General features: G+C 67.8%; 17 protein-coding genes. 9 read left to right on the forward strand and 8 right to left on the reverse strand.

Features of this window, described 5'->3' with window-relative positions:
• Positions 1–84: 84 nt before the first annotated feature.
• On the forward strand, positions 85–714 hold the full coding sequence (locus tag A6I89_RS06025; protein ID WP_005514641.1) for a TetR/AcrR family transcriptional regulator: 630 nt from the start codon (positions 85–87) through the stop codon (positions 712–714).
• Positions 715–747: 33 nt separating this feature from the next.
• On the opposite strand, the gene A6I89_RS06030 is transcribed toward A6I89_RS06025, so the two are convergent.
• The gene (locus A6I89_RS06030) at positions 748–1,515 is read right to left on the reverse strand and encodes an isoprenyl transferase (RefSeq protein ID WP_005514642.1); all 768 of its coding nucleotides are present in this window, start codon (positions 1,513–1,515) and stop codon (positions 748–750) included.
• Between the two features lie 177 nt (positions 1,516–1,692).
• Here A6I89_RS06030 and trhA point away from each other — a divergent pair, with 177 nt between their 5' ends.
• The 5 genes from trhA (at position 1,693) to A6I89_RS24570 (ending at position 7,056) form a co-directional block, all read left to right on the forward strand.
• Complete coding sequence (trhA, locus tag A6I89_RS06035; RefSeq protein WP_022594734.1) at positions 1,693–2,361, forward strand: PAQR family membrane homeostasis protein TrhA; 669 nt, start codon at positions 1,693–1,695, stop codon at positions 2,359–2,361.
• A 77-nt stretch (positions 2,362–2,438) separates the two neighbouring features.
• The gene (locus A6I89_RS06040; protein WP_022594732.1) at positions 2,439–3,956 is read left to right on the forward strand and encodes a wax ester/triacylglycerol synthase domain-containing protein; all 1,518 of its coding nucleotides are present in this window, start codon (positions 2,439–2,441) and stop codon (positions 3,954–3,956) included.
• A 125-nt stretch (positions 3,957–4,081) separates the two neighbouring features.
• The gene (locus A6I89_RS24350; RefSeq protein WP_022594730.1) at positions 4,082–4,276 is read left to right on the forward strand and encodes a hypothetical protein; all 195 of its coding nucleotides are present in this window, start codon (positions 4,082–4,084) and stop codon (positions 4,274–4,276) included.
• A gap of 393 nt (positions 4,277–4,669) precedes the next feature.
• A complete protein-coding gene (locus A6I89_RS06045; RefSeq protein WP_022594728.1) occupies positions 4,670–5,701 on the forward strand; it encodes an alpha/beta hydrolase in 1,032 nt (343 codons plus the stop codon).
• Between the two features lie 1,208 nt (positions 5,702–6,909).
• On the forward strand, positions 6,910–7,056 hold the full coding sequence (locus tag A6I89_RS24570; protein ID WP_005514648.1) for a hypothetical protein: 147 nt from the start codon (positions 6,910–6,912) through the stop codon (positions 7,054–7,056).
• A 48-nt stretch (positions 7,057–7,104) separates the two neighbouring features.
• Here A6I89_RS24570 and A6I89_RS06050 read toward each other — a convergent pair whose 3' ends face one another.
• From A6I89_RS06050 to mca, 3 genes are read right to left on the reverse strand one after another with little or no spacing between them, the layout of a single operon-like run.
• Positions 7,105–9,129 (reverse strand): thioredoxin domain-containing protein, encoded by a 2,025-nt coding sequence (locus tag A6I89_RS06050; RefSeq protein ID WP_022594724.1) that lies wholly within the window; start codon positions 9,127–9,129, stop codon positions 7,105–7,107.
• A gap of 8 nt (positions 9,130–9,137) precedes the next feature.
• Positions 9,138–9,473: a hypothetical protein gene (locus A6I89_RS06055; protein ID WP_005514650.1), complete on the reverse strand. Its 336-nt coding sequence runs from the start codon at positions 9,471–9,473 to the stop codon at positions 9,138–9,140.
• Complete coding sequence (gene mca / locus A6I89_RS06060) at positions 9,473–10,351, reverse strand: mycothiol conjugate amidase Mca (RefSeq protein WP_005514651.1); 879 nt, start codon at positions 10,349–10,351, stop codon at positions 9,473–9,475. Before mca ends, A6I89_RS06055 begins: the two co-directional genes overlap by 1 nt.
• A gap of 206 nt (positions 10,352–10,557) precedes the next feature.
• Here mca and A6I89_RS06065 point away from each other — a divergent pair, with 206 nt between their 5' ends.
• Together A6I89_RS06065 and greA are read left to right on the forward strand one after the other, a co-directional pair.
• Positions 10,558–10,983 (forward strand): DUF4307 domain-containing protein, encoded by a 426-nt coding sequence (locus A6I89_RS06065; RefSeq protein ID WP_005514652.1) that lies wholly within the window; start codon positions 10,558–10,560, stop codon positions 10,981–10,983.
• Between the two features lie 246 nt (positions 10,984–11,229).
• Positions 11,230–11,724, forward strand: a complete 495-nt coding sequence (gene greA / locus A6I89_RS06070) for a transcription elongation factor GreA (RefSeq protein ID WP_005514653.1) — start codon at positions 11,230–11,232, stop codon at positions 11,722–11,724.
• Positions 11,725–11,795: 71 nt separating this feature from the next.
• Here greA and A6I89_RS06075 read toward each other — a convergent pair whose 3' ends face one another.
• The 4 genes from A6I89_RS06075 to A6I89_RS06090 all read right to left on the reverse strand — a co-directional run bounded on the left by A6I89_RS06075 (position 11,796) and on the right by A6I89_RS06090 (position 17,866).
• Complete coding sequence (locus A6I89_RS06075; RefSeq protein ID WP_022594722.1) at positions 11,796–13,667, reverse strand: SEC-C domain-containing protein; 1,872 nt, start codon at positions 13,665–13,667, stop codon at positions 11,796–11,798.
• A 9-nt stretch (positions 13,668–13,676) separates the two neighbouring features.
• Positions 13,677–15,041 carry a C40 family peptidase gene (locus A6I89_RS06080; RefSeq protein WP_080668374.1) on the reverse strand — a complete coding sequence of 455 codons (1,365 nt, stop codon included), beginning with the start codon at positions 15,039–15,041 and terminating at the stop codon, positions 13,677–13,679.
• A 162-nt stretch (positions 15,042–15,203) separates the two neighbouring features.
• Positions 15,204–16,358, reverse strand: a complete 1,155-nt coding sequence (locus tag A6I89_RS06085) for a cystathionine gamma-synthase (RefSeq protein WP_013415280.1) — start codon at positions 16,356–16,358, stop codon at positions 15,204–15,206.
• Between the two features lie 125 nt (positions 16,359–16,483).
• A complete protein-coding gene (locus tag A6I89_RS06090) occupies positions 16,484–17,866 on the reverse strand; it encodes a cystathionine beta-synthase (RefSeq protein WP_013415279.1) in 1,383 nt (460 codons plus the stop codon).
• A 140-nt stretch (positions 17,867–18,006) separates the two neighbouring features.
• On the opposite strand from A6I89_RS06090, the gene A6I89_RS06095 reads away from it, so the two are divergent.
• Entirely contained in the window at positions 18,007–18,984 is a 978-nt protein-coding gene (locus tag A6I89_RS06095) for an SGNH/GDSL hydrolase family protein (protein WP_022594718.1), read from the forward strand.
• The last annotated feature ends 16 nt before the right edge of the window (positions 18,985–19,000 follow it).

Genomic DNA, 19,000 nt, shown 5'->3' on the forward strand with positions numbered 1-19,000 from the left:
GAACCGGATTCGCTGACATACTGTCAAGCGAATGTCGGCGGGGCGGAACCGGCAGTGTCCGTACGATCTGACCGGAGGTGTGCATTGAACGAGACCGGAGCAGCGCCAGTCAGGAAGCCGACACTGCGGGACGAGCAGAAGCGGCTGACGCGCCGACGCCTTCTCGACTGCGCGCGAGACCTGTTCGCCGCGAACGGCTACGCCGCAGTGAAGATCGAGGACATCGCGTCCGCAGCCGGCTGCAGCCGGGCCACGTTCTATCTGCACTTCACCGGCAAGACCGACATCTTGCGCAAGATCGGATCCGAGTCGATGGACCCACGCGCCGCGTCGGTCTACGCCGACCTCGACGACGTCCTCGGGACCGGGTCGCGGGCCGAGTTCACCCGCTGGGTCGAGCGCGCCATCGACTGGTTCGACCGCAATCGCGCGATCCTGCCCGCGTGGGACGAGGCCCTCGTCCTCGAGCCGGACTTCCGGGAACCTGCCCGGGAGGCCATCGCGGCACTACCGGACGCGATGCCGTCCTACCTCGCACGCTGGGGCAGCGCCCGGGAGCGCGAGGCGCGGGTCCGGATCGAACTCCTCGTCACGCAACTCGAACGGTTCTTCACCCGCTGGGCCGTGCAGGGCACGATCGAGATCCCCCGCGACCAGGCCGCGGAGGTCCTCACCGACATCTGGTACCCCGCCCTCACCCCGCCGGCGAGCTGACGACCGTCGGACGCCCCGCGCCGACGGCGGCGGCTACGTGCCGAAGCGTCGGTGCCGGGCGGCGTAGTCGCGCAGCGCGCGCAGGAAGTCGACGCGCCGGAACTCGGGCCAGTAGGCCTCGGTGAACCAGATCTCCGAGTACGCGCTCTGCCACAGCAGGAAGCCGGACAGCCGCTGCTCCCCCGACGTCCGGATCACCAGGTCCGGATCGGGCTGGCCCGACGTGTACAGGTGCCCGTCGATACCTTCGACGCTCATCGCCTTGACGAGGTCGTCGCCGGTCAGCCCTGCAGCCAGCTTGTCGCGCAGCAGGGACTGGACGGCGTCGGCGATCTCCTGCCGGCCGCCGTAGCCGACCGCGACGTTGACGTGGGTGCCCGTGCGGCCACGGGTGCCCTCGGCGGCTTCCCGCAGCCGCCGCGCCTGATCCTCCGGCAGCAGGTCGAGCGTGCCGACGATCTTCACACTCCAGTTCTTGCCCGGCCCGGAGATCTCCTCGACCACCTCGGTGATGATCTCGAGCAGCGTGTCGAGCTCCTCGGGCTCGCGCCGCAGGTTCTCGGTGGACAGCAGGTAGATGGTGGCCATCTCGATCCCGGCCGCGTCGCACCAGCGCAGCAGTTCCGCGATCTTGCGCGCGCCCATCCGATGACCATGGCTGACGTCGGTGAATCCGTTCTCACGCGCCCACCGGCGGTTGCCGTCGCACATCACCGCCACATGGCGCGGATGCTGTAAACCGTCGAGACGGCGCAGGAGCCGTCGCTCGTAGATGCTGTACAGCAGGCCGCGCAACTTCACCTGGACATCACCACGGGATCAAAGACTACGCCGCGAACCTGCGGTGCCCGCGCCGAGCACCCGAGTGTCGCGAATGCCTCAGTACCGACCCCCTTCCAGGTTACGGTACCGTAGGTTACTGTTGCGTAGCTTTTGCGGAGACTGTCCCATGGAGCGGAACGACAGACAGGGCACGACATGACGGCACTCGGACTCGACGACCTCCCGGTCAAGCCCCGCATGCGCGGGTGGATCCACGCGTGGTCACTCGTGGTCGCCATCCTCGCGAGCGCCGTCCTGGTATCGCTCGCCTTCACCGCCGAAGGGCCGCGCGCCGGAATCGCCACCCTCGTCTACGGCGTCACCGTCTGCGGCCTGTTCGCGGTGAGCACGACGTACCACCGGATCCACTGGCACACGGTTCGCGCGCGGACGTGGATGAAACGCGCCGACCACTCGATGATCTTCCTGTTCATCGCCGGCAGCTACACCCCGTTCGGACTGCTGGCACTGCCACCGCACACCGGCGCCGTCCTACTGACCGTCGTGTGGTGCGGCGCGCTTGCGGGCGTCGCACTGAAGATGCTCTGGCCCACCGCTCCTCGCTGGATCGGGGTCCCGCTGTATCTCCTGCTCGGCTGGGCGATCGTCCCGGTGGCCGGCGAACTCGTCGACCAGGCCGGCGTGGCACCGATGGTCCTGCTGGCCGTCGGCGGCGTCCTCTACAGCGCCGGCGCGGTCCTCTACGCCACCAAGTGGCCCAACCCGTGGCCGCAGACTTTCGGGCACCACGAGTTCTTCCACGCCGCAACAGCGGTCGCGGCTCTGTGCCACTTCGTCGCGGTCTGCCTGGTGGTGTTCGGGTAGGCCCGAGCAACGCAAAACGGACCCGCCGGGCGAGTCGGTCTGCCTACCCTGTTCTGATCCGACGCGGGAGGAACAGTGTGACAACGACCGAAGGCACGGTGGGTGACGTCACCCGACTGGCCCCACAGGATGCCGACTTCGTCTATCACGAGCGCGAGCACCACATCTCGAACTCGACGGGCATCTACCTCTTCGACACGACGGCCGAGACCACGTCGATCACACAGGCCGAGGCCATCGATTGGATGCGTCCGCGTCTCGGCTACAGCGGAGTGTTCACCCGCCGGCTCCGGCACGTACCGTTCGCTCTCGACTATCCCTGTTGGGTCCCCGACCCCACCCTCGACCTCTCGAAGCACGTGATCGTCGAACGCGTCGACGGCCCCGGATGGGATGCGCTGCGCCACCACATCGCGCGGTTCTCCGGCAAGCCGCTGGATCTCACCCGCCCGCCGTGGCAGTTGCATTTCCTCACCGACGTCACCGGCATCGACGGCCTGCCCGACCGCATGACGGTCGCGGTTCTGCGCTGCCACCACAGCTCCGGGGACGGTCTCGCGGCACGCGACCTGGCGTTGCGTATCTTCGGCCGCGCGGGCGATCACCCACCTGTTCCCCGACCGACGGCGAGGTGGTCCACGACCGCCGAATTCGTCCGCGCCGTCGGCCGATTGCCCCGGCAGTGGCGTGCCTTCCGCCGAGGACTCACCGAGTCCGGAGAAGGAGCACGCCGGGTTGCCGAGCAGATCCGATCCGGCGCGATCGCTCCGGCGCCTCCGCGGCGCCCCGCGACTCGCTTCAACACGGCCATCACCTCGGACCTCACTTTCGACGTCGTGAGCTTCTCACCGAGCGACATCCGCACCGTTCGATCCGCCGTCGAGGGCGCGACCTTCAACGACGTTCTGCTGGCGACGATTTCCGGCGCACTCGCCGGCTACCTCGCGGAGAAGGACGAGACACCGCCGAGTTCCCTCGCAGCACTGGTACCGATGTCGCTGCGCGGCACCCGTCCGGGGGTGGCGGACCATCCGGACGGGAACCGCGCGAACCACTTGGCGCTGATGGCGGTGGACCTCCATACGGACATCGACGACCCGATCCAGCGACTGCGCGCCATCCACACTTCGGTCCGCGCCGAGAAGAATCGGCACCGTAATCCCGACGTCCAGGCGGCCGCTTCGAGAATCGACACATCGCCTGCTTGGCTGCTGAGTCTCGTCATACGACTGCAGAACCTGCGCAATCGGTCCGACGACACTGTCGAAGCAGTCAACACGATGGTCAGCAACATCCCGTGGACCGGCGAGGACCTCGTCCTCGGAAATGCGCCCCTGGTGCGAAGCTTCGGCATTCTGGGAATCATCGACAGGGTCGGTTTGAGGCACCTGATCGTGTCCCATCACGACGACGAAATCGAGATCTCGTTCTGTGCCGACGCTGCAATGATGCCGGACACCGATCGCTACAAGGTTCTCCTCACGCAGTCATTCCGCGCACTGGTGGAATCTGCTGATCGCGCCGTGACCTCGGATATCGCCGGACGTTCCTCTGATTTGCGAGAAGTTTCGCGAAACCGACCCATCCGCCCGTGATCCGTTGTTACCGTTCAGTTCGGATCACAGGCAATCAGCCCGTGATGCGCGGAAACCGGTGTGTCATCCGAATCCCGTGTGCGGGATTCGGCGCCGGGTACACATAACGTCCTGAGGAGGCATAAATGGGTTCACTCGAAGGAGTTCTCGGAGCGATCTTGGGAAATGAAGGGCTCGGCTCGCTCATGGCTGACGGCCTGCTCCCGGCGTTCCTCGGTTCGGCTCAGACGAGCATCACGGAAGCGCTTGCCGCCCTTGGTGAACTCGTCAACATCGGTTTCGGCTCGATCGACAGCTTCTCGGCCGCCCCGACGCCGTAGTACTCCGTCAGTTCACGATCGAGCACCCTAGTCGGCTGGAGTTCGTTTCGCGCCCCAGCCCACACGGCCCGTCGATCACTCAGATCCGCGACATCTAAGGAGAATCATGGGATCCATCTACGAAGCCCTCGGAGTTGTGACCGGGAGCGTGAGTGCACAGATCACGAAGGGCATCAATGCCCTCTTCACGCTGAGCGGCTACCCCGGCGGAATGCCGAAGTAGCAAATCCGGACGCACCGCAATCGGGCCTCGCGCAATTGATTTGCGCGGGTCCCGTTTGCGTTTGGCGCCTCGGCCTACTCAGCCCTGGCACTCGTGCGCGCCCGCGCCCACCGACCTCGTGCACCGCAGGCTCGGCGCACCTGAACAGCCTGCCCCGAAGGACATCGAGAATGACGAGCCTCGGAACATTCCGACGACGCAGCACGTCCACCCACCTCCGTCGCGCCGCGTGCACCCTCGCCGCGACAACTGCATTGACCACGATGTCGGTTGCCGCCGCTCCGTTCTCACTCGCCGAGACACCATCTCAGAGCACCCGAGCGTCGATAGTCGAGACGATCGACGTCACCGATCGTCTCCTTCTCCTTCAGGTCACTTCAGCGGCCATGGGTCGCGACGTACCTGTGAACGTGATCGTGCCGGCGGACCGCTCCGAAGCGCGGGGTGTCTACTACCTGCTCGACGGCAACTCCGGTCAGGTCGACACCACCAACTGGCTCGATCCGCGCCGGGGAAATGCCGAAGAGTTCTTTGCGGACAAGAACGCCTACGTCGTCATGCCCGTCGGGGGAACAGGCAGCCTCTACTCCGACTGGGAGACCGAGCACCCGAAGTTCGGCAAGACGAAGTGGGAGACGTTCCTGACCGAGGAACTGCCCTCGGTCATCGATGCGCAGTTCGCTACCAATGGACGTAACGTGATCGGCGGAATCTCCTCCGGTGCGCAGGGCGCACTGATGTTGGCGTCGAGGACGCCCGACCTATACACCGGCGCAGTCGGTTACAGCGGTTGCTATCTCACCGAAGGCCCCGTCGGCCGTGCGCTCACCGATCTGGTCGTGCTCAACGGCATGGCCAACTCCGAGATGATGTGGGGTCCGGAGGGCAGCGAGGCATGGCGTGAGCACGACCTCTTCCGCAATGCGTCCGCCCTCGCAGGCAAGAAGATCTATCTCTCCTCCGGCAACGGCCTACCCGGACCACACGAATCACTGAATCACCAAGGCATCGCGCAGACCGTCATCGTGGGTGGACTTCTCGAAGCCGGCTCGAACCTGTGCACCGATCAACTTGCGCAGGCACTTCGGGACGCCAGTGTCGACGTCACCCGCAGCGCACAGCCCGTCGGCGTCCACGCGTGGCCGTACTGGCGCGACGAACTCGGCCGCTCGTGGCCCACCATCGAAGCAGCCCTCCGGTAGCGCTCGGTCGACGAAGCGGTCGTGCCCGCAACGACTTCGGGCACATGGACTCTTGCGGTCACCTTATCGCTGTCGAACGTTCGACCAGTTTACGAAACCGGAAGAAACGCCGCAGTTTCGACAGGACGAACCGACCGTTCGTTGCTACAGTTCGGTGCGTACGGGCAATTGCTCGTGCTGAACTCGGCACTCGCATTTCTGTCGGGACCCCGGCGGAGATGCGCGGCCGCACACTGTCGGGAGTAGAAAATGGGTTCCTTAGCGGACATCTTCGATTCCGTCCAGTCGATCGATCTGGCGGGCAGCACGGTCAAGGCCATCCTGGATTGGCTGGGTGGCATCGTCACGAGCAGTGGGGCCTGATTCGGCCTGAGCTCGACCGGCGAACTGTGCGTGATCGCGATGCGATCACGACCCGCTTCACATCAATCGACTACAGCGCCCTCAACGGGGGCCTGTAACAAATCCGGAGGTTGGAAATGAGCTCGCTCGCAGACCTGATCAAGATCCCCGTGATGAGCGTCGACGCCCTCGGTGTCGGCCTGCTCAATTCGTTCCGCAACTTGATCGATTACGCCGGCCTCGTCCTGAGCTGAGGTCGACGCCGATCGAGTACGTCGGCAGGACAGCTGGGGCCCGTGCAGATATGCACGGGCCCCAGCTGTTTCCGCTTTACGGGACTGTAGTGCGCACCCAGAACGGGATACCGGCCCCTGATCCGATGGACAAATACCGGCGGGAAATCGGCCGCGTTGACGAAAAGCCAGAAAACGTCAGAGACGACGCGCGAAGAACCGCCAAAGGTACGTGAGGGATTCGCGCCGCGGTCCGGTTTCACGAATATCTGAAATCGCCACAAAAGATACCAACCGATTGCTAGCGTCTCACCCGTCACGAGTCGGACGACTCGCGGACAGATCGCGCACCGCTCGAGCAGTGGGGCGCCCACCGCACTACGCAAGGAGACTCACATGGGATCGCTCGAAGGCCTGTTCGCCAATTCATCGGCCGCGCTCGAGGACCTGTTCGACACCATCACCGGCTCGGTCGAGGGCATCTTCGGCATCTTCGGCAGCTGAGCCTGATTCGGCATCGGGGCAGTCGGGTTCATTCCTGAACCTGCGGCGCCCTCGCTCCTCCACGGAGCACCCCACCATATTTCGCAGGCCCGGCTCACTCCCCGGCCCGCCCTGTCTTGGAGGTACACCATGGACTTCGGTTCTCTCACCGCCGCGATCGGCATCCCGTTCGGCAGTGCCGATCTCGTTCTCGCCGGCATCATCGACTCGGTCGACTACGTGCTGTCCGGTATCACTGCCGTCGCCGGCAACGTGCTGAGCAGCTTCGGCTCCTGAGCGACTGATTCGAGTTCGGCCCGTTCGGCATCGCCGAACGGGCCGAACTCATCTCTCGATCTGCGCGCGCAGATCCTCCGGGTCCGTCACCGGCCGATCACACACGAATCCCCGGCACACGTAGGCGGTGGGCGCCCCGTCGATCTGCGGCCGGTCCGCCAGCAGCGGCGTGGAATCCGCTCGCCCTGCCACCACCACAGCGCCGCCGGGCGCGAGAACCCGCGCCTGCATGGACAGCTCGGACGGCGCGTCCTCGGACACCGCGATCTGCAGGGGTCCGCGGACGAACGCCTCGGCGACGGCCAGCCAGTGCCCGGCGGATCGCGGTGCACGTTGCAGGGCCACCGAGGCACGATTCAGCGAGTCCGCGGCGGCCGCCGCGTACCTCGCCGACCGGTCCGCGGCCACCAGCGACGACGCCGTGAGCAGTGCCTCCGTCGTCACCGATGCCCCGGAGGGCGTCGCGCCGTCCAGCGGATCGCGGGGCCTGGCCACCAGCGTCTCGGCGTCGTCGGCGGTGTCGAACCAGCTTCCCGGCTCGTCGGGGTCGGCGAAGTGATCGATGGCAGTGTCCAGCAGTCCTGTTGCCGCCTCCAGCCACTCGGCCGCACCGGTTACCTGGTGCAGCGTCGACAATCCCGTCGCCAGGGCGCCGTAGTCCTCGAGAATCCCGGCCGGCTCCCCCACCGTCCCACCGAGCGACGCGCGCCGCAGCCGTCCGTCCACCAGGTGCGTCGACAGCACCATGTGCGCGCATTCCTCGGCGGCCTCGACCCAGTCGGCACGACCGAGCGCGGCCCCGGCCTCGGCGAGCGCGGTGATCGCCAGTCCGTTCCAGGCCGTGACGACCTTGTCGTCCCGCGCCGGCTGCGGACGCCGGGTTCGCGCGGCGAGTAGCCGTGAACGGATGTCGGCCAGCCGATCCGCGTCCAGCGGATCGGCGGGCAACTGCAGCACCGACGTGCCGCGCTCGAAGGTTCCGGTGTCGGTGACCGCGAACGTCTCGGCAGCCCACCGCCCGTCGTCGTCTCCGACGACGTCGGCGATCTGCTGCGCCGTCCACGCGTAGGTGAGGCCTTCCTCGCCGTCGGTGTCCGCGTCGAGTGCGGAGGCGAACGCCCCTGCCGCGGTGCGAAGGTCGCGCAGAAGGAAGTCGACGGTTTCCTCCGTCACGCGGCGTGCGAGCGCCGAACCGGTCCGACGGGCGAGGTGCGCATAGAACCGCACCAGCAAAGCGTTGTCGTAGAGCATCTTCTCGAAGTGCGGCACCACCCACTGGGTGTCCACCGAGTAGCGGGCGAAGCCGCCACCGAGCTGGTCGTAGATGCCCCCGCGGGCCATCGCCTCCGCGGTGCGCTCGACCGCCCGCAGGGTCGGTCCGGCCGACGTCCGCTCGTAGGACCGCAGCAGTCCTTCGAGCAGCATCGACGGCGGGAACTTGGGCGCCCCGCCGAACCCGCCGTGATCGCGGTCCTCGTCGCGCAGCACGTTCGCAACGGCACCCGACAGCAGCGGGACGTCGATCGGCGCCCCACCCGCGGGCAGGGCGCTGCTGCTGCGACGCAGCTCCGCCACCACAGACGCGGCTGCGTCGTCCACATCACCGCGACGACTCCGCCACGTGTCGGTGACTGCGTGGAGCAGCTGCACGAACGACGGCATCCCGCCGCGCGGTTCCCGCGGGTAGTACGTACCGCAGTAGAACGGCGCACCGTCCGGGGTGAGGAAGCACGTCATGGGCCAGCCGCCCTGGCCCGTCATCGCGACCGTGGCGTTCATGTAGACGGCGTCGAGGTCGGGCCGCTCCTCGCGGTCGACCTTGATGCACACGAAGTACTCGTTCATCACGGCCGCCGTCGCGTCGTCCTCGAACGACTCGTGCGCCATGACATGGCACCAGTGGCAGGCCGCATAGCCGATGGACAGCAGGACCGGCACGTCCCTCTCGCGCGCCCACGCCAGCGCGTCCGGTCCCCACTGGTGCCAGTGGACCGGGTTGTCGGCGTGCTGACGCAGATACGGGCTGGTCGCCTCGCCGAGCGTGTTGCGCTCACGTCCCCCCGGCGAAGTCACGACGCCCCCTAGCTCGCCGGCTTCGCAGGCGGGTCCTGCTCGGTCCGCGAATCCTGCGTCCTGTGCTCGGCCCTCTGCTTCGGCTCGGTGACCTCGGCGATCGTGGCGACCCCCAGATCGGTTCCCTCGTCCGCCGCCTGATCCGCCTCGGGGTGCTCGGGCTGGAACGTGTCCGGGAGCTTCTTGAGCTGCTTGTTCATCGAACGAATCAACAGGACCGTGCCGACCAGGAGCGCAACGACGAGCACCAGCCCGAGCGGTGACGCCTTGCCGAACTCGGGCCCCTGCGGGCTGCTCGGGGTGCTCGTGCCCTGGGCGAGGATCTCCCACGCCAACGTCGTCATCACTGCTTCTCATCCTTCACGATGCCCGCGAACAGGTCGTTCTCCGGTATTGCGGTGTGTACCCGGGTCTTGGCCAACTCGAACTCCTCGGTCGGCCAGATCTTCTGCTGGATGTCGAGCGGCACCGCGAAGAAGGACCCGTTGGGGTCGATCTGGGTCGCGTGGGCACGCAGCGCGTCGTCCCGCTGCGGGAAGTAGTCGCCGCACTCGATCTGCGTGGTGACCCGCGCCATGAGGTCACCCTGCTCGGTCTTCCACTTCTTCAACCACTCGGCCATCGGGAAGTCCTCGCCGCGTCGCTCGTACTCCTCCTGGAACTGGACCAGACGCTTCCGGATGAATCCGTGCGAGTAGTAGACCTTCTGCACCTCCCACGGCGCACCGGCGTCCGGGAACTGCTCCGGATCGGCGGCCGCGTCGTACGCGGCCATCGACACCTCGTGGCACTTGATGTGGTCCGGGTGCGGGTAGCCGCCGTTCTCGTCGTACGTGGTCATCACGTGCGGGCGGAACTCGCGGATCACCTTCACCAGCGCCTCGGTGGGCACCTCGAGAGGCTCGAGCGCAAAGCAACCCTCGGGCAGCGGCGGCTTGGGGTCGCCCTCCGGCAGTCCGGAGTCGACGAATCCGAGCCATGTCTGCCGCACCCCGAGGATGCGGGCGGCCTCGGCCATCTCCTCCTGCCGCACCTCGCTCATCCGCTCCCGGATGCCCGGCACGTCCATCGCCGGGTTGAGGATGTCGCCACGCTCACCACCGGTGAGGGTCACCACGAGAACCTCGTTGCCCTCCGCGGCGTAGCGAGCCATCGTCGCAGCGCCCTTGCTCGACTCGTCGTCGGGATGGGCATGAACGGCCATGAGTCGGAATCCGCTCACGTGTGTCTTCACCTCAGCTTCGCGTGTCACTGTCGTGGCGTGTCACCTGCAGTGTCCGACCGCTACCACTCGCGGGGCGCAGTCGTCCTTCCCCTATAGTTCCACCTGGCACATACGACCGTCTGTCGTACCCCCGCTACGCGCGGTAAACGGCGACTCCGACGGCCGCACACAGCCCCCTTGACCGACGGCGCGAGAGCAGAGTGATGAGCAGTACCCCCTCCCCGGATCGCTACGGAACCGCCCGACGCCGGTCGGGTCCGCTCCCCTGGGGCAAGCTGCTGCTCACCGGCCTCGTGGTGCTCGCCGGCATCGGAATCGCGTACATCGGCTACACCAAGTTCGCGGTCAAGGACGTCGAGGGCAAGCAGATCGCATTCGACATCGTCGACGACCGGACGATGAACATCCAGTTCACCGTGACGCGCGACAACCCATCCGAGCCCGCGGTCTGCATCATCCGGACCCGGTCCAAGGACGGCTCGGAGACCGGCCGCCGCGAGGTGTACGTCGCTCCGTCCGACTCGGACACCGTCGAGATCACCGCCCCCGTCTACGCATCCAAGCCGCCCGCTATGGGCGATCTGTACGGATGCAGTACGAACGTTCCGGACTACCTTCGCGCGGGCTGAGCGGACGGCCGATCGGCCGTTGTTCCGATCGGCCGAAAACCCTCATCGTGCTAAAATGAGTCGATACACGGTTCCACTCGGAGCCGTGTATTGCTGCATTGACGGCAGGACGAGTCTGCTCACGCGGTGGGCGTACCCGGGGGATTTCGCCACGGACTAGAGCCGGCCTGACCGTTGATCGTTGCTGTTCGCAGCGATCTGCCGAGGGAGTCCACCCGGACTTCGACTACAAGGGAGTGATCGAGAATGACCGAGACCCAGGTGACCTGGCTTACTCAGGAGTCTCACGACAGGCTCAAGAATGAGCTCGACCAGCTCATCGCCAATCGTCCGGTCATTGCCGCCGAGATCAACGAGCGTCGCGAAGAGGGCGACCTCAAGGAGAACGGTGGCTACCATGCTGCGCGCGAGGAGCAAGGCCAGCAGGAGGCGCGTATCCGCCAGCTGCAGGAGCTGCTGAACAACGCCAAGGTCGGCGAGGCGCCCACGCAGTCCGGCGTCGCGCTGCCCGGGTCCGTCGTCAAGGTCTACTACGACGGCGACGAGTCCGACACCGAGACGTTCCTGATCGCGACCCGTGAAGAGGGCGCCCGCGACAACAAGCTCGAGGTCTACTCCCCCAACTCGCCGCTCGGTGGAGCCCTGCTCAACGCCAAGGTCGGCGAGACCCGCGAGTACACCCTGCCCAACGGCAGCCTGATGAAGGTCACGCTCATCAGCGCGGAGCCGTACCACGGCTGATCCCGCCTCGAACGTCCCGAACCCCGGCCGAGCATCCGCTCGGACCGGGGTTCGGCTGTTCTCGGGACCGGTCAGTTCAGCACGTCGACGACGTCCTCGGATTCGACGTCGTCGGCCGTCAGCACGGCGAGGACCGCGTCCAGTCGGTCGGGGTCGACCTGTTCGACGCCGCCGAGGATCTGCGTCCGCTCACCGGTCGGCACGACGCGGGCGCACAGCAACTCCCCGACCGCGCGAGCCCCGTCGTCGACCGTGGCCGACTCGTCGGTGGCGAGATCCCGCAGCGTCGCGGTCGAACCGTCCACGGACACCACTTCGTGCACCGACCGCCGCACCCGCAGCCAGCGGTCGGCCAGTTCCCGTTCGTCCGCCGGCAGCAGGACCCCGCGCCGGGCGACGAACAGGCGGAACAGGCCGCCCTCGAACAGCGCGGTGTCGATCACGAGGGGCTCGTCGAACGCGCGGGCAACGGCGTCCTCGTCGTCCCAGTGCGCGGCCCGACGCTGCGCCAGCCCCAGAACCAGATCGAACAGCACCGTCGACTGCGCGTACAGCGTCGCCTTCTCGTACAGCCAGGAGGCACGGTCGTCGAGCGTGGCGTCGGCCTTGCCGAGGTGACACACCTTGTACTTGCGCCCCGACCCGCACCAGCACTTGTCGTTACGGCCGAGTTCGGGGTGCTCGGCGGGCGCGAAACGAGTCAGCACGTCGTACAGCCGTTCGTCCCGGCCGCCGTCGATCCGGCCCAGCAGTGACAGTCCCCGTTGTGCGTCGCCGCGGTCCGACGCGATCTGCGCCAGTTCGAACAGTGCCGGCGTCCACTCCTCGTCCATCGCCGCGGCGTCCGCGAAGTGGCGTTCGGCCTCGAGCACGTCGCCGAGGGTGTCCGCGGCCATCCCGGCCAGCCAGTGACCCGACGCCTTGGCTCGCCGCGGCCCCGCACCCACCACCGCCGACGCCGTCGTGTACAGCGCGGGGATGTAGTCGTCCTCGACCGCGTTGACCAGATCCAGCACCGCGGCAGCCGCCGCCGGATCCTCCAACCCCGCAACGGAGTCCGCGTCCTCGCACACCCGCGCCAGAACCTCCGGGAGATCGAGCTCGTCGTCGTGCACGATGCCGACCAGTTGAACGAACGACACCACCGCGCTCGCCTCGTCCGGGTGCAGCTCGTGCTCTCGCGCCACCATCGCGATGTGCGCGGCGAGGTGGTGTGCATCGAAATCGAAACCGCGCGCAGCGATGTAGTCGCCCTCGCACTCGTAGCCGGCGGCCTCGATCAGCTCGCCGAGCGGCATCGTCGGCGTGGCGCACAGGGCGTCGTCGTCCGCAAGCAGCTGCCAGGCAACGGTTTCCAGATTGTCCGCGTTGTCCGCGCCGACGATCCGGTCGAGCCGATCGGCCATGTCGGGTACGTCGGCCACATCACCGCCGGCCGACGACAATTCGAGCGATCCGCCGGCGCCGACCGTCACCGCGATCAGATCGACCGACGAAAATCCTTGCAGCGCTTCGGTTCCGAACAGCAGCACGGGCCCGTCCGGGAGGTCCTCGTCCGCGATCCCCAGCGCCGCCAGCTCGTCGGCGTCGTAGTCCGGGAAGAGAACACGGACCGATTCGTCGGCCCGTCCCAGCGCCGACATCACGACCGGGGCCAGGTCGGGGTCGGCGTGCAGCAACCCCGACTCGATCTCACCGCCCGACAGCCGGTGGGTGAACACCCGCCCCTCCAGCAGCGTGTCGAGGACCGCGTTGCGGCCGTCGGCGAGCAGCACCACCGAGGGATGGTCCAGCAGTTCGACGAACTCGGTCATCTCCGGCAGCGAGCCGTGCCCGGCGTCGACGAGCCGCTGCGCCCAGTCCTCGCCGGTCGACGGGCCGGAGGCACGCAGGTCCGCGATGGCAGCGGTGGTCAGGTCACGGGGATCGGGCGTCGCACTCACCTCGTGATTTTAGGCCAGTACGCGGCGCGCCTTCATTCCGTCGAAGACCGGGCCGACCTTCACCACTTCGCCGAAGGTCGGCGCGTGCACCATCATGCCGTTGCCCATGTAGATGCCGACGTGCCCGGGACCGCCGGCCTGCCAGTTGCCGAAGACCAGATCGCCGGGCTGCGCGGCGGCCATCGGAATCTCCGTTCCGACACCCCACTGGGTCTCCGACGTCCGCGGCAACACGACCTTGCCGCCACTGGCGGCGAAGATCGCATACGACGTGAGGCCCGAGCAGTCGAAACCGCCCGCCGTCGGACCGCTGATGTTGCCACCGCCCCACACGTACGGAAGGCCCAGGTACCGCATCGCGAGCTGGACGATCGCGCCACCGATACCGGTGGTCGGCAGGTTGATGTCGAGGTTGAAGTTCGCGAACGGCGAGAGCAACTGCTCGAACTGTCCCTCCGACGCCCGGATCTTCTGGATGTACGGGCCGCTCTGGTCGGCCGCGTCGTCGACGCCCGACGGGACCCCGCCGGCCTTGCGCACCGCGCGGGCGCCCGCGTTGAAGGCCGCCAACGCGAGGTCGAGGGTGTCGCCTTGGACGAGCCCCTCGTTCTTCCAGGCTTCGACCTGAGCGTAGTTGTCGCACAACATGTGTCCGGCCGCCATGACGGAGTCGGCGACGCCCAGGATGTCGGCGTTGCCGTCCCCGTCGGCGTCCTTGCCGTACTTGGCCCACTCACTCGGCATGAACTTGGCGGGTCCGCGCCCTCCTGCGAGCGACACCGGCGCCGTGGGGCCGTACCGGAAGTCGTTCTCCACGGAGAACAGGGCCGCGAGCGTGGGCGCCTTCACGCCGCCACAGATCTCGCCGGCCTGCCGCAGCCACGGGGCGAACACAGCGATCGCGCCGACCTGACCGAAATTCGCGGTGGGCAGGATCGCCGGCAGCGTCGGCAGCGTGAGACTACCGACGCCGGGCAGAGTGATCGCGGGAGCCGTGTCCGCAACCGCGACCGGAGCGGACACGACGGGAGCGGGAGCGGGAGCGGGCGCAGCCGCCACCGGCGGGGCCGGCTCGGGCGCAGCGGCTTCCGGCGTGGGGGCCTGTGTGGGGGACGCCTCCGGTACAGCAGGCTTCGGGGCTTCGAGAGCGGGGATGGCCCGCACGAGATCGCTGGCCGCCTGCTGCCGCATGTCCGGCGGGAGCAGCGCGACGATGCTGTTCACCGGCTCCACGAGCTGCGGCGCGGACTGCAGCGCGGCCGGTACCGGTTGTGTTTCGGGAGCCTGATCGGGAGTTGCATTCGCCACTGCCGGGAACGCGACACCTGTTACTGCTGCGACAGCCACGATGGCGGCTGCGGGCTCCCATGTCATACACCGCTCCTGGGGTCGTACTTGATCCGAGGACTCACGGTAACGGGCAAACCGACTGCCGGGGGTGGGATTCAGGAAACCCTCAGCGTTTCGCGCACTTGTCGTCGACCGGTGTTCACCGGACGCGACGACAAGTGCGCGAAACGCGGGGGTGGGGCCGGATCAGCCGAGCGCCTGCTCGACGTCGGCGAGCAGGTCGGCGGCGTCCTCGATGCCCACCGACAGACGCACCAGATCCTCGGGAACCTCGAGCGCGGACCCGGCCGTGGACGCATGCGTCATCGCGCCCGGGTGCTCGATCAACGACTCGACACCACCGAGCGACTCGGCGAGCGTGAAGATCTGTGTGCGCGCGCAGAAGTCGAGCGCGGCCTGCCGGCCGCCCTTCAGGCGCACCGAGATCATGCCGCCGAACCGGCGCATCTGCTTGGCCGCCACGGCATGCCCCGGATGTGACTCGAGGCCCGGGTAGATGACCTGAGCGATCGCGGAGTGCCCGGTCAGCAGGTCGACGATCTTCTCGGCGTTGTCGCTGTGCCGCTCCATACGCAGCGCGAGCGTCTTGATGCCACGCATCGTGAGGAAAGCGTCGAACGGACCCGGCACCGCGCCGGCGCCGTTCTGCAGGAACGCGAACTTGGTGTCGAGCTCCTCGTCGTTCGTCACGAGCGCACCACCGACGACGTCGGAGTGGCCACCGATGTACTTGGTCGTCGAGTGCAGCGCGATGTCGGCACCCAACTGCAGCGGCTGCTGCAGGTACGGCGAAGCGAACGTGTTGTCCACCACCAGCTTCGCGCCGGCGGCCTGCGCCACCTCGGAGATCGCCGCGATGTCACCGACGTTGAGCAGTGGGTTCGTCGGCGTCTCGACCCACACCAGCTTGGTGTTCGGCCGGATCGCGGCGCGAACGGCATCGACGTCGGACACCGCGGCCGGCGTGTACTCGATTCCCCACTGCGTGAAGACCTTGTCGATCAGTCGGAACGTGCCGCCGTAGGCGTCGTTCGGGATCACCAGGTGGTCGCCGGGGCGCAGCAGCGACCGCAGCACGCAGTCCGTCGCTGCCATACCCGAGCCGAACGCCCGGCCGAACGTGCCCGATTCGAGCGCCGCGAGGTTGGCTTCGAGCGGACGACGCGTCGGGTTGCCCGTGCGCGCGTACTCGAACCCGCCGCGCATGCCGCCGACACCGTCCTGCGCGAACGTGGAACTGGCGTAGATCGGGACGTTGACCGCACCGGTCTGCGGATCCGGCTCGTAACCGGCGTGAATGGCCCTGGTGGAGAAACCGCTGGAAATTCCCTGCTCACTCATGGCGCCCAGCCTAGCGACCGGCGACCGGGGGCCGTCGGTTCAGCCCGCGATCGTCTGCCCGACAGCCACCCGAAACGACGAGTTCCCGGTGGGCATCCACCGGGAACTCGTCGGGGTTCGGGCAATCAGGCTCCCGCGCTGAGGAACCCGAGCAGGTCGTGGCGGGTGATGACACCGACGGGCTTGCCGTCGTCGACGACCATGAGCGCGTCGGTCTCGCCGAGCGCCTTGGTGGCCGACGACACCGGCTCCTGTGCACCGATCAGCGGGAACGGCTTGCTCATGTGCTTCTCGACCGGATCGGCGAGTGCCGCGCGGCCCTCGAATACCGCGCTCAGCAGGTCGCGCTCGGACACGCTGCCCGCGACCTCGCCCGCCATGACCGGCGGTTCGGCGCCGACGACCGGCATCTGGGAGACGCCGTACTCGCGCAGGATCTCGATCGCGTCACGCAGCGTCTCGGACGGGTGCGTGTGGACCAGGTCGGGCAGTTCACCGGACTTGCCGCGCAGCACGTCCCCGACGGTGGGCTCGGTGGTGTCGCCGTCGAGCGGCGTGCGCAGGAAGCCGTACGACGCCATCCACTCGTCGTTGAAGATCTTCGACAGGTACCCGCGTCCGCCGTCGGGCAGCAGCACCACGACGACGGCGTCGGGATCACGCTTGGCCACCTCGAGCGCCGCGACTACGGCCATGCCGCACGAGCCGCCGACCAGCAGGCCCTCCTCGCGGGCCAGGCGCCGGGTCATCTCGAAGGAATCGGCGTCCGAGACGGCGATGATCTCGTCGGGCACGGACGGGTCGTAGGCGGAGGGCCAGAAGTCCTCGCCGACACCTTCGACCAGATACGGCCGACCGGTGCCACCCGAGTAGACCGAGCCCTCCGGGTCGGCGCCGATGATCTTGACCTTGCCGCCCGAGATCTCCTTGAGGTAGCGGCCGGTACCGGTGATGGTGCCGCCCGTACCGACGCCGGCGACGAAGTGCGTCACCTTGCCCTCGGTGTCCCGCCAGATCTCGGGCCCGGTGGTCTCGTAATGACTGTCCGGTCCGCCCGGATTCGCGTACTGGTTGGGCTTCCAGGCGCCCGGGATCTCCTTCACCAGACGGTCGGAGACGTTGTAGTAGCTGTCCGGGTGCTCGGGCGCCACCGCGGTGGGGCACACCACGACCTCGGCACCGTACGCCCGCAGGACGTTTCGCTTGTCCTCGCTGACCTTGTCGGGGCACACGAACACGCACTTGTAGCCGCGCTTCTGTGCCACCAGGGCCAGTCCGACGCCGGTGTTGCCGGACGTGGGCTCGACGATGGTGCCGCCGGGCTTCAGCTCGCCCGACGCCTCGGCGGCGTCGATCATCTTGACCGCGATGCGGTCCTTCGAGCTGCCACCCGGGTTGAGGTACTCGACCTTCGCCGCGACCAGGCCGGAATTCGCGCCGACGACCGAGGACAGCTTGACCAGAGGTGTGTTGCCGATGAGATCGACGACATGATCCGCGATGCGCATGCCCCCATGTTTCCAGATCGAATTCGGACACGTCTCGTGAAGGGGGCATTACCTGCGCCGACAGGTTCCCGGACACCGCTCCACCGAGGCGCGAGACGACTAGATTCAAAGGTCCGACACACTCGCGGAGGGTGAGTCCGATGGATCGGTGGCGGACGGCGGCGAGAGCGGGGACGGCTGCCCTGCTCGCGGGCTCCGGCGCGGGTACGGCGTCGTGGGCGGCGTACACGTACCTGGTGTGGCAGGCAGGGCTCGCGCGAGGACAGATCGTCCCCACCCGCCGGTGGCCCCCGCAGGCGGACGGCATCTACACGCCGGGGTCCGCGCAGCCGGAACGCTGGCGTCACGGCTCCGACGTCGACCTGCACCTGATGGTCTTCGGCGACTCGACCGCGGCTGGACTCGGCTGCGACGTCGCCGCAGAAGTTCCCGGCGTCCTGCTGGCCCGTGATCTCGCCGAGCGCACGGGAGCGCGGGTTCGACTGAGCACCAAGGCGATCTCGGGTGCCACGTCGCGCGGGCTGGTCGGCCAGGTCGACGCGATGTTCGTCGCGGGGCCCGCGCCCGACGCGGCAGTGATCATGATCGGCGCCAACGACGTCACGACCGGGATGTCGTTGCCCGGGTCCGCCCGTCGGCTGGGCCGCGTGGTGTCCCGCCTGCGTGACGCCGGTGTCGTCGTGGTCGTCGGTACGTGCCCCGACCTGGGGGTGATCACCGCGATCCCGCAGCCCCTGCGGGTGCTCGCCCACAGCTGGGGCATGCAGCTGGCGAGACTGCAGGCGGCGGCCACGCGGGCAGCCGGCGGGCACCCCGTCCCGCTCGGCCGTCTACTCGCGGCGCGCTTCCTGGAGGACCCTGCGCCGATGCTGTCCGACGACCGCTACCACCCGTCCGCCGCGGGCTATCGCCTGGCCGCGGATCGCCTGGCTCCGGCCCTGATGCGGGCTCTCGCTGAGTGGGACGGGCCTTCGTCACGCGGCGGGCCCGGACGCGCTCCCGAAATCGACCGGTTCCCGCAGGTTACGACGGCGACACCCCCCGCGAACGTGCTGTGGGAGCGGCTGTGGGGCCCATTCGGGAGACGGCAAGGTGGTGATGCCGCGCGGGCAACGTAAGTTCAAGGGCGAAGAG

This window comes from Prescottella equi (genome assembly GCF_002094305.1).
Lineage (GTDB): Bacteria > Actinomycetota > Actinomycetes > Mycobacteriales > Mycobacteriaceae > Prescottella > Prescottella equi.